Origin of the sequence: Microbispora hainanensis, from assembly GCF_036186745.1 — a bacterium.
Lineage (GTDB): Bacteria > Actinomycetota > Actinomycetes > Streptosporangiales > Streptosporangiaceae > Microbispora.
Genome location: NZ_CP108086.1, coordinates 3,675,490 through 3,686,997, shown reverse-complemented (window position 1 = coordinate 3,686,997; position 11,508 = coordinate 3,675,490). Strand labels below are relative to the sequence as shown.

The 11,508-nt window shown below is 72.5% G+C and carries 7 protein-coding genes; 4 read left to right on the top strand and 3 right to left on the bottom strand.

Annotation, left to right across the window (positions count from 1 at the left end):
* Positions 1 to 21: 21 nt before the first annotated feature.
* Positions 22 to 2,121, bottom strand: coding sequence for a hypothetical protein (locus tag OHB01_RS17400; protein WP_328855662.1), 2,100 nt, complete (start codon positions 2,119 to 2,121; stop codon positions 22 to 24).
* A 302-nt stretch (positions 2,122 to 2,423) separates the two neighbouring features.
* On the opposite strand from OHB01_RS17400, the gene OHB01_RS17395 reads away from it, so the two are divergent.
* From OHB01_RS17395 to OHB01_RS17380, 4 genes are all read left to right on the top strand, one after another.
* Positions 2,424 to 4,100: a hypothetical protein gene (locus OHB01_RS17395; RefSeq protein ID WP_328855661.1), complete on the top strand. Its 1,677-nt coding sequence runs from the start codon at positions 2,424 to 2,426 to the stop codon at positions 4,098 to 4,100.
* 296 nt (positions 4,101 to 4,396) lie between these two features.
* The gene (locus OHB01_RS17390) at positions 4,397 to 6,349 is read left to right on the top strand and encodes an LCP family protein (RefSeq protein ID WP_147944052.1); all 1,953 of its coding nucleotides are present in this window, start codon (positions 4,397 to 4,399) and stop codon (positions 6,347 to 6,349) included.
* A 317-nt stretch (positions 6,350 to 6,666) separates the two neighbouring features.
* On the top strand, positions 6,667 to 9,039 hold the full coding sequence (locus OHB01_RS17385) for an acyltransferase family protein (protein ID WP_328855660.1): 2,373 nt from the start codon (positions 6,667 to 6,669) through the stop codon (positions 9,037 to 9,039).
* A gap of 67 nt (positions 9,040 to 9,106) precedes the next feature.
* The gene (locus tag OHB01_RS17380; protein ID WP_328855659.1) at positions 9,107 to 10,252 is read left to right on the top strand and encodes a glycosyltransferase; all 1,146 of its coding nucleotides are present in this window, start codon (positions 9,107 to 9,109) and stop codon (positions 10,250 to 10,252) included.
* A gap of 7 nt (positions 10,253 to 10,259) precedes the next feature.
* Here OHB01_RS17380 and OHB01_RS17375 read toward each other — a convergent pair whose 3' ends face one another.
* Together OHB01_RS17375 and OHB01_RS17370 are read right to left on the bottom strand one after the other, a co-directional pair.
* Positions 10,260 to 10,934, bottom strand: coding sequence for a hypothetical protein (locus OHB01_RS17375; protein WP_142646369.1), 675 nt, complete (start codon positions 10,932 to 10,934; stop codon positions 10,260 to 10,262).
* A complete protein-coding gene (locus OHB01_RS17370) occupies positions 10,931 to 11,284 on the bottom strand; it encodes a hypothetical protein (protein ID WP_142646371.1) in 354 nt (117 codons plus the stop codon). Before OHB01_RS17370 ends, OHB01_RS17375 begins: the two co-directional genes overlap by 4 nt.
* Positions 11,285 to 11,508: the final 224 nt, after the last annotated feature.

The following is an 11,508-nucleotide window of genomic DNA, read 5'->3' as shown; positions in this document are numbered from 1 at the left end:
TTCCCGGACGCCTCCTGCCGGTCAGGTGGGCACGGTCATCCAGACGTTGACGGTGAGCGACCAGGTGCCGTTGGGCGGGTCGACCAGCGAGCGTTCGTCCTGCCGGGTGCGCAGGCTCATCACCCGTCGCGCCGGGCCGTACGCCATGAGCTGCTCGGGCTCGGCGGCGAGCAGCACGGGCACGCGGCCCGTACGGCGGACGGCCTCGGCCAGGCGCAGCACGTCGGCCTGCAGCGGCACGTCGGACTTCGGGGGAAAGACCACCCGGGCCGTCGGGAGCCCGCACTGGCCGCGGATGACCTGCGTCAGCCGGTCGCCGGTGACCCGTTCGACGATGAGCACCGAGGCGTTCGCCGGGATCGCCCGGCACAGGCCCGCCACCGCGGCGGCCTCCCCCCGGTTGACCGGCGTGAACGCGGTGCCGATCGACGTGATCGCGGGCGGGATCACCATCAGCAGCGCCCCGGCCGCGACGGCGACCCGCGACCGTGCCGGGCTGGACCAGCTCGTACGCGCCGGCCGTTCCGTAAGCCAGTGCAGCCCCCAGACGGCGAGCAGCACCAGGCCGGGGATGACGACCGGCACCAGCCTGCGCGAGGCGAAGGGGTGGTCGGGAGTGATCGCGGGACGCCAGAGCGTCGTCACCGCCGTCCACCCGATCACGGCCAGCGGCAGCAGCCAGCCGAACTCCTTCGTCAGGCCGCTCTTCATCAGGCGGCGCACGAGCACGGCCGCCGCCAGGGTGGCCAGCACGACGGCGGGAATCCCGACGTACCAGAAGACCCAGTCGAGGGAGTGCTCGTAGTAGAGCCGGGACGAGTCCTTCGCGAGGCCGTTGGCGATCTGCGTCTTCTCGATGAAGTCGGCCGTGAGCCGGTCCTCGGGCGTGACCGCGTGACGGCGCACGGTCTGCACCCAGGGCCGCACGGCGAAGCCGATCATGACCAGCACCACCAGGGCCGCGGCGGCGTCCGGCAGCCATCTCACCCTGGGGAGGCGGCGCGCGCGGACGGCGATCCAGGGCGCGAGAGCCGTGCCGGCGGCCGTGAGCACCACGACGACGGCGCAGATCGCGAGCAGGGGGACGAGCGAGCCCGACAGATATTCCAAATACGGCCGGGCGAGGACATAGCCGCCGATGAACCCCCACAGCGCGCCCACGACCAGGCCGGTCAGCAGGGGCACGCCCAGCCGTCCCTCGGGATAGGGCCTCTCGCGGGGAATCCGCCGCAGCGCGATGAGCAGCCCGGCGAAGGCGAGCACGGGCAGCACGTCGCGCAGGCCGTCGATGCGCACCAGCAGCGCCAGCCCGAACGACAGCCCCGCGAGCACGGCGGACGGGAAACCCGCCCCGGGCAGCGCCGCGCCGAGCCGGGCGCGGGCGTCGAGCAGCAGGTTCATCCCGCCGAACAGCAGAATCAGCGATGGGATCTCGCTGAACGTCGTCCGCGACGTGTAGAGGATCGGCAGGCTGATCGCGAACACGAGCGCGGCGAGGGGCGCCCAGCGCGTGCCCACGAGCCGCGCGGCGGTCCCGGCGACGGTGAGCACCGCGAGCGCGCCCAGCACGGGCGGCACGAGCAGCAGGCCGGGGACGCCGCCCAGCCAGTGGCCGATCGCGTAGGTCATCGGCGGCCCGGCCATGAACTGGGGGACGATCCCGTCGCCCGTCATGTAGACGCCCATGCTGTCGAAGCGGAGCGCGGGATCGGGGCCGCCGAAGTCGCTCACCGGGATCGGCAGCGACCCGTGCCGGGCGAGCCAGACGGCGTACTGCGCGTAGGTCGACGGGTCGCGCCGGACGATCAGCTGCTCGCCGTGCAGGAGCCCGTTGAACACTCCCGATCCGAGCGCCACGGCGAACGTGGCGGCCGTGGCCCACCGGTGCGGCGCGGCGGTGGTCCCGGGCAGGCGGCGCAGGCCGCACACGCACAGCAGGAGGGCGGCGGCGCCGCCGAGCAGCGCCATGGGCAGCGGCCGGAACCACCCGAGCAGCAGCAGCGGCAGCCCGGCGAGCAGCCATCCGCTCAGCGCGAGCGCGGGCACGACGGAGACGGCCGCGAGCGTCCTGCCCGCCGCCTCCCGCTCGGACGGCAGCCGTGTGCGGCCGGATCTGTTCACTGGGATGCCCCCGAGATTAGCGGCCCCCACGCCTTCACCGGGAAGATCGTCCGCTGCGCGCGTCGCGATTTCCACAGGCGCGTGCTCGGCTCGCACGGGGGGTCGTACGGAGCCGGTAGCGTACGCCGGGAGGCAGGCAGGGGGGCCATATGAGGGTGTCGGACGGCCGGGGCTCGGCGCCCTGGCCCGGGTGGGACGGGCCGCGGCACGCGCGTCCCGAGCCTGCTCTGTCCGGCGAGCCGCCGTCCCGGAGACCGATGAGCCGGGCACCGATGAGCCGGGCACCGATGAGCCGGGGACCGATGAGCAGGGCTCGCGCGCGTGCGACGCGAACGGAGCTACGCGGGTGGGCGCGCAGGCACCGGTGGTTCCTCGTGGTCTTCGGGCTGGGGACGCTGCTGCGGCTGGTGACCATGCTCGGCTACCGGCCCGCGCTGTGGTTCCCCGACTCCTACACCTACGTCGTGACGGCCATGCGGCCGAGGCCCGACCTCGTCCGCCCCGCGGGCTACTCGATGTTTCTGAGGCTGCTGGAGCCGTTCCACAGCTTCGCCCTGGTCGTGACCGTGCAACACGTGCTGGGGCTGCTCGTCGGCGTGATGGTCTACGTGACCGTCCTGCGGCGCGGCGGCCCCCGGTGGGCGGCCGTCCTGGCCTGCGTCCCGGTGCTGCTCGACGCCTACCAGATCGAGCTGGAGCACCTGCTCGTCTCCGACACGCTGTTCACGTTCCTGGTCGTGGGTGCGGTGTGCCTGGCCATGCGCCGCACCCTGACGCCGCGCTCTGCCGCCGCGCTCGGCCTCGTGCTGGCCGCCGCCACGCTGACCAGGACCGTCGGGCTGCCGCTGATCGCCGTCTTCGCGCTGCTCCTCCTCGCGTACGGCGTGCGCCGCGCGGCCGACGGCGCCCGCCCGGGAAGGGTGGTGGCCCGGCTCACCGTGCCGTTCCTGGTGGCCGCGCTGCTGCCGATCGCGGGTTACGCGGGCTGGTTCTACGCGACCTACCAGCGCGTCGGGCTGGTCGGCTCCAACGGAGTCTTCCTCTATGCCCGCACGATGGCGTTCGCCGACTGTTCGGTGATGAAGCCGCCGCCCGACCTCGCCGTATTGTGCGATCCCCGGCCTCCGGCGTCCCGGCCGGCGTCCCAGGAGTACATCTGGAACGCCGAGTCCCCGCTCGTCCGGTTGCCCGGCATCACGTTCACCAAGGAGACCGACACCCTGGCCGGTCGGTTCGCCTCGCTCGCGATCCGCAGCCAGCCGCTCGACTACCTGCGTGGCATGCTGACCGAGCTCGGCAGGTCGTTCACGCTCGGCCGCCCCGTCTATCCGGACCCGGAGACGTACGGGTACTACGAGTTTCCGGCGACCGTGCCGCCGTCGCCAGGCAGGCACCCCGCGCTCGTCGGCAAGGAGTTCGCGCAGCGTTACGAGCAGGGGCCCATCACGGTGGACGTCGTCGAGCCGATCGCCGGGGTGATGCGGGCCTATCAGGGCGTCGTACGGCTGCCGGGAACGGCCCTGCTGGTGATCCTCCTGGTGCCCCCGGCCGCCTGGGCCGTACGGGCGCGGTGGTGGCGCGACGCGGCGCGGGCCCGATGGCAGCCGGGGGCGGCGCGGACGCGACGGCCGGCCGCACACCGCGCATATTCGAACGGCGCGCACTCGAACGGGGCGCACTCGAACGGGGCGCACTCGAACGGGGCGCACTCGAACGGGGCCGGCCTGGACGGGGCCGGCCCGGACGTGGCAGCCGCGAGCAGGGCCGCCACGAGCAGGGCCGTCGCAGGCCGGGCCCGCTCGAACGGGTCCGCGTCGAACTGGGGCGTCGCCTGGGCGACCGCCTGGGCCCTGCTGCTCGTTCCGCCCGCCACGGCCCAGTTCGACTACCGCTACGTCCTGCCCGTGGTGCCGCTCGCGTGTCTGGCCGCCGCCCTGTCCGTCCGGGCCTCCCAGACCGGACATGACCGGCTGAGCTGACCAAACAGCGGCTGAAACATCAAATCCCGGTAAAGGGAAACTCAATGTCATACCCAGAATGTCGGTGTTTAGTATGCTCTGCCCCTGGATCAGGGGGACGTGGCACGGCGTGATCGCGGCCCGGATCCTCCCAATCGCGGCGCCCGCAGACGCTCCAGTGACCTAACCTCGGAGCGCCACGTGATCGCCAGGCAAGGAGGACAAGTGCGCGAGCGAACCAGTAATCCTGCCGGCCTCTCGCCCACTAGTCCGGCCGCCCGACCAGGCCGTACGGCCGCCTGCCGGGCGGGCCTGCGATGAGCGAGCACAGGCGCGTCGGCGCGCGTTCCGGCCGTCCGCCGGCTCCGGCCGACCAGAGGGTCTGGGGTCCCCGGGAAGACGGCGCGTACGACGACGCCTTCGAGGCTCCCCGCGGACGCAGGGGGGCTCCCGGGCCCGCCGGATACGCCGACATGCCGGTGGCCGCCGGCCCCGCGGGCTACGCGGAGATGCCGGGGAGACGAGGCCGGCAGCGACCGCCCGAAGACGACTACCCGCCCGATTACCCACCGGAGGCGTACGACGCGGGAGGACGCCGCAGAGGCGGGCGGCGCGCCGAGCCGCCCGAGCCCTTCTTCGAGCCCGGTGATCCTCTCTACGAGGATGAGGAGCCGCCGCGGCGGCGCGGTCGCAGGCGTGGCGGCGACGATGACGGCCTCGGCCCGGCCCCCACCGCCGCGAGCCGAGCCTCCGGAGGCGGCGGGGATCTCCCCCCGGACGACAGGCCATCCCGCCGGCGCGGAGGCGGCGGGGGCGGCGGCCGGTCCGGCCTGGGGATCGGCGGCTGGATCAGCGTGGTGCTCACGTGTGTGATGGTCATCGGCACGCTGACGGCCTACAAGGTCTATCGGAGCACGATCGGCCTGATCAACAGAGGCGCGTCCACCGACGACCTCGACAAGAACCGTCCCGTCAACGAGACCGGCGCGATCAACGTGCTGCTCGTGGGCTCCGACACCCGCGCGGGTGACAACAAGAAGTACGGCCAGCACCTGGTCAACGACGGCGAGCGCACCGACACGATCATGCTGCTGCACGTGTCGCCCAACCGCGACGGCGCGACGCTGCTGAGCTTCCCCCGCGACTCCATGGTGATGATCCCCGCCTGCTACAACAAGAACAAGACGCTCGTCCCGGCGCACCTCGGCATGATCAACTCCGCGTTCTCCGACGGCGGGATGATCTGCACGCGCCGCACGATCGAGACCCTCACCGGGATCCGCATCCACCACTACGTGAAGGTCGACTTCACCGGCTTCAAGAACATCGTGAACGCGCTCGGCGGCATCGAGATCTGCCTGCCGCAGGCCGTCAACGACAAGAAGGCGAAGCTCCAGCTCCCGGCCGGCAGGCAGATCGTGAAGGGCGAGGCGGCGCTCGGCTACGTGCGGCTGCGCTACGGCCTCGGCGACGGCAGCGACATCTCCCGCATCAAGCGCCAGCAGGTCTTCATCTCCCAGGTCGTGAAGAAGGCGACCAGCAGCGCCCTGCTCACCGACGTCGGCAAGCTGCAGAACTTCATCGCCGCCGCGGCGAAGTCCGTCACGATGGACGACGCGCTCAACACCGAGGAGCTCATCAAGATCGCGCAGAGCGCGCAGAAGCTCTCGGCGAAGGGCTTCAAGGCCACCACCGTGCCGTGGGAGCCGTACGTCGCCGACAAGAACCGCGTCCAGTGGAAGCAGCCGGCCGCGGGCAACCTCTTCAAGGCCATCGCGAACGACACCGAGGTCACCCCGACCGCGAGCGCCACCCCGACCGCGGCCGCCTCGCCGTCCGGCCCGGTGGTCACCAAGCCGCAGCAGGTCAAGGTGCAGGTGTTCAACGGCACCAACACAGCCGGGCGGGCCAAGGAGGTCGCCGAGGAGCTCTCCGCGCTCGGCTTCAACGTCGTCGGCGTCGGCGACGCCAGGAAGCCCGACGGCACCGACCAGCCGAAGACCATGGTCCGCTACACCGGTCAGGGCTGGAACTACTCGAAGATGCTGGTCGGCAAGCTGCTCAACCCCGTCAGCCCGGAGACCGGCAAGGTGGCGAGCGGCCCGGTCACGCCGTTCACGCCGTCCTCGCCCCCGCCGGACGCGCCCAAGGGCAAGGTGCGCGGGCCGATCATCCAGCTCGTCGTCGGCGCCGACTGGAAGGGCGTCCGCTCGCCCATCGACCTGGGCGACAACGCCATCACCGCCGACACCAACCCCTGCGCGACCTGAACCGCGCCACGGCCGGGCCGGGGCTCCTGCGTCGTCCACGAGGACGCGGAGCCCCGGCCCGTTTCCGTTTCCGGCGGTCTGCCGGTTTCCGGCGTTCTGACACCGGGATTCACAGAAGCCACAAGAGCTTCGTTCGGCCCCAGAGGCGACATACGCGTTCAAGAACGTTAGGGTGAACACCTGGCGGACGCGCCCTGTTCGCCCGTTCGGGCTTATGCGCCGGGGCGCCTTCGCTAGTGTCCGAAAGGACGCGGCGACGCTACGCCATGCGTGGCCGTTCCCCCGAGCCTCCCAACAGATAGCTGAGCGTTTCTCCCGTGAGTGACTCCCGCCATCACGCCCCGGTTCCCGGATCTCCACAAGGCAACGACCCCGACGCCGAAGAGGCTCCCACCGGAGTGATAAGCCGCATCACCGGAGACTGGCCCGCTCCGGACGGCGGCGGCCTGCCGCGGCGGGAGCCGAAGACCACGGGTGGTCCGGAAGCGGAGCAGCACGGGCGTCACGAGAGCGGCTTTCGAGCGCCCGGCGACGAGAGCGCCGGTGAGAGGGGCCCGGGCAGCACGGGCAGCGCGGCGGGCAGCGCGACAGGCGCCGCCGAGACGGGGAACCCCGAAGGCCCCGCGCCGGCCGGTTCCGCACCCGCCGGGGCCTCGCCGTACGACAAGCCGCCGCTGCCGGTGCGCAAGCCGCGGAGCACCGGTGCCGCTCCCCTCGCCGCCCCGACTCCCACCGCCTCCACACCAAGCGCTTCGACACCGGGCACCTCCACACCGGGCACGTCCGCACCGGACGACAAGCCGCCCCTGCCCGTACGGAAGCCACGCCGGCCGGGCGCCTCCCGCATGGGCATGCCACCCGCGTCCGCCCCGCAGCCGGAGGGCTTCGACTACTTCTCCGCGGGCCGGGGCCCGGATCGCGCGGACACGGCTCGTCAGGGCGCGGAGCACGCCGCCTCGCCCATGGGCGCCGCCGACAGTCCCACGGCGTGGCCCCAGGCGTTCCCGGAGAACGGCCCCCGCAACCTCGCGGACGCGTTCCCCGGCGCCGCCCGGCGCTCGTCCGGACCACAGGCAGGCCCCGGAGCACAGGGTGGCCCAGACGCCCCCACGCCCCCCTTCGGCGAGCCCCCGGCCTTCCCCACCCCGGCCTTCGGCGCCGGGGCCGACACGGCGGGAACGCGCTTCGGCGGTTTCCCCGAACCTCCCGCTTTCCCCGAACCTCCCGCTTTCCCCGAACCTCCCGGCTTCCCCGAACCTCCCGGCTTCCCCGAGCCACCGCCGGCGGCCGCCGGCCGGACGGCGAACCCCTTCCTCGACACTCCCCCGTCCAGCACCGGCCCGGCCGGCACCGGCCCGTCCGGCGCGGGCCCGGCCGTGACCCCGGACGACCCCTTCGGCGCCGCGCCGTACGCGCCGGCCCCCGCGTGGCCGGGTCAGGGCGCCGACCCCGCCCAGTGGGACCCCTGGCGGCGCTCCCAGGACGGCTCAGGCGGCGCGAACGACCCCCGCCAGACCGGCCCGCTCGGCAAGCCGCTGCGCGCCCCGCTGCCCGCCTGGGCCGAGGCCGCGCCCGCCCGGCCGGACGACCCGTCCGCCCACGGCGCGAAGCGGCGTGACGGCGCGGAGGGCGAGCCCGCGCGGGAGCACGCGCCCCGGGCCAAGAAGCCGCGCGACCCCTACCTCGACAACGTGAAGTTCGTCGGCATCGCCCTGGTGCCGATCGGCCACTCGCTGGTCCCGACGCTGGCGGCCGACTCCTCGCGGGCGGCGTACCTGTTCATCTACGTCTTCCACATGCCGTTGTTCGTCATCGTCAGCGGTTACCTGTCCAGGAACTTCTGGAACTCCAACGCGAAGACCAACAAGCTCGTCGACACGTTCCTCGTACCGTACGTGATCGTCGAGCTGGGGTACGCCGTGCTGCGCACCGCCTTCGGGCACAAGTTCAGCATCACGATCACCGACCCCGCCTGGTTGAACTGGTATCTGCTCGCGCTGCTGTTCTGGCGGCTGTCCACACCCGTGTGGAAGCGGATGAAGTACCCGTTCATCATCTCGATCGTCGTATACCTGTTCGCCGGGTTCTCCCAGCTCTCCGGCGACTTCAGCATGGACCGCTTCTTCGGCCTCATGCCGTTCTTCGTCCTCGGTCTCGTGCTCAAGCCGGAGGTCTTCGACTTCCTCAAGAAGCGCTGGGTGATGGTGCTGTCGGCGCTCGTGCTGCTGGGCGCCGCGGCCGTGGCGATCTTCCTGGTGAAGAACTACTCGATCAAGCTCGGCCCGATCTACTACAAGAACAGCTACAAGACCCTCCACCTGGTCTGGTGGAAGGGCATGATGCTGCGGGCGGCCCTGCTGGTGGCCGCGCTGGCCATGTCGGCGGCCGTGATGTCGCTGGTCCCCAAGCGCCAGACGTGGTTCACCGACCTCGGCACCCGCACGCTCTACTGCTACCTGCTGCACGGCGTGCCGGTGATGATCGCCAAGGAGATGGGCTGGCTCAGCTTCTCCTGGCTGCACGGCCCGCTCGGCGTGGCGGCCATCGCGTGCTCCTGCTTCGCGCTGGCCATCGTGCTGTGCCTGCCGATCACCCGTACGGCGTTCAAGTGGCTGCTCGAACCCCGGCTGACCTGGTTGTACCGGAGGCCGAGCGCGCGGCCGGCGCAGCCGGCGAGCACCGGAAGTTAAGCCGCATTTCGAGGAGCATTCACCCGGCACATCCGGTCATTTCGGACGGTGCGGTCAGCCTTCCTCCATGAGGGTATGCGTCGGCACGACAGTCCATCATCCCGAGGACGCCCGGATCACCCACCGGCAGATCCGGGCGCTGCTCGACTCCGGTCACGAGGTCACCTTCGTCGCGCCGTTCAGCCACTGCAACGTGACGCCGCGGCAGGGCATCCGGGCCGTCGACGTGCCGCGGGCCGTGGGCCTGCGCCGCGGCAAGGCGCTGCGGGCCGCCGCCTCCGCCCTGCGCACGGCGGCCCGAGACGCCGACCTGCTGCTCGTGCACGACATCGAGCTGCTGCTCGCGCTGCCGCGCCGCCGGCCTCCCACGGTCTGGGACGTCCACGAGGACACGATCGCGGCGCTCGGCGCCAAGACGTATCTGCCGGGGCCGGTGCGGAGCGTGCTGCCGCCGCTGATCCGCGCGATCGAGAGCCGGGCGGAGCGGCGGGTCCATCTCATGCTCGCCGAGGAGTCCTACCGTGCGCGCTTCCCCGGCGCGCATCCCGTCGTGCCCGACCACACGTACGTGCCGCCGGCGCCGCCCGCGCCGCCGGGGGACAACCGGATCGTCCACGTGGGCCACATCTCCCTCGCGCGCGGCGCGGCCGAGATGGTGGAGGTCGCCCGGCGGCTCCGGCCGTACGGCATCCGCCTCGACCTGATCGGGCCGGCCGACGCCGAGGTGCGTCCGATGCTGCGCGACGCGCAGCGCGCGGGGCTGCTCGACTGGTTCGGATACGTCCCCAACAACCACGCGCTGCGGATGGCCGAGGGCGCCCTGGCCGGGCTGTCCCTGCTGCACGACGTGCCGAACCATCGCCACTCGATGCCCACGAAGATCATCGAATACATGGCCCGCGGCGTCCCCGTCGTGACGACCCCGCTGCCGATGGCGGCGTCCCTGGTTGAGCGGGCCGGCTGCGGGACGATCGTCCCGTTCGGCGAGGTCGGCGAGGTCGGCGAGGTGGCCGACGCGGTCGTGCGGAGCGTGCTCCGCCTGCGCGAGGACGCCGAACGGCGTGCCGAGATGGGCGCCCGGGGCCACGCCGAGGCGCTGAACCACTACCACTGGCCCGCCGTGGCCGGCGAGTTCGTCGCCCTGCTGGAGCGGTGGGCCCAGGCCCCGGACACGGTCCCGGCCCTGAGCCCGAGCCGTACGGTCCCGGCCTGACCGCCCCTCATGCCGCGGGCCGGCCGGAGCCGGGTGGCGCGGACAGCAGGCGCAGCCCGGCGGCGGCGAGGCCGGCCGCCTGGGTGACCGCGCCCGCGACCTCGAACCACTCGGAGCCGGTAACGAGGCCGATCACGTGCAGCGGCGGCCACGCGACGACCCCCGCGGCGGCCCAGATCGGCACTACGCGGGCGCGGAGCAGGGCCAGCCCGAGCAGCAGCGTGCCGACGAGGTTGCCGAGCGCGAAGAGCGGAAACACCCAGACGACCGTCGGCTCGCTCTCGACGCCGTCGATGACCGCCGCGTAATCGGCGGCGTGATCCCCACGCTCGGCCATGACGACGTTGCCGATCCCGTTGAAGGCGATCGCGAAGTAGCAGATGTATCCCGCTGCCACGAGAACCGTGCCGAGGAACCCGAGCCTGCGGCTCCGGTCGCCGATGAGGCGCCTCGCGCCGAGCATGGCCGGCACCATGAGCAGGCTTCCCACCATGGCGGCGAGCGAGCCGAGGCGGTAGAGGCCGGGATGGGCCGACGCCAGGGCCAGTGCGTTCGCCCCGGTGCTGTCGTCTCCTCCCGCGCGGGTGGCCCAGGCGTAGGCGGCGTTGGCGACGACGAAGCCCAACGGCGCGGTGAACAACGCCAGGGCGAGCGGCAGATGACGAGTGCGCGGCGGCGTCATGTGCGGGACCGCAGAGCCGGGGCGAGGAACGCGACGCAGACGAGGGTCAGCACGACGCCGACCGCGGCCGTCGCGATCGCCGGTGTGGGGACGTCGTCGACGAAGAACGCCGGCACCGCGGTGAGCCCCGACAGCAGCCTGGTGACGACCACGGCCACTACCGCGGCGCGGCTGCCGCGCCAGGCCAGCACGACGCCGACCACGGTGATCAGGCCGAGCACGCCGTCGAGGAGCGCCACCGCGAACGGCGGGTGCTCGCCGTCGCCCAGCGGCAGCGAGACCACGTCGACGAGACCGAACAGGCCGGCCAGGACCAGGCCTGTGACGAGGAGAACCGAGCGTTTCACCATGCCTCCTGAGATGCGGATCGGATACCGATGTCCGCAGTGTGAGCGCACCGGCCCCGCCGGCGGATCCGGGCTATCCCTGGCCGGATCTCCGTGCTGGCACGCATTCACTCCGGCCGCCTCGCGGCCTGCGGTGTGCTCTCGCGGCGCTCCCCCGCCTGCTCACGTACGCCCCGGGTGCTGCCGCTGCCGCAGGCGACGCAACGGCGGCGCTGAACGGCACGGCG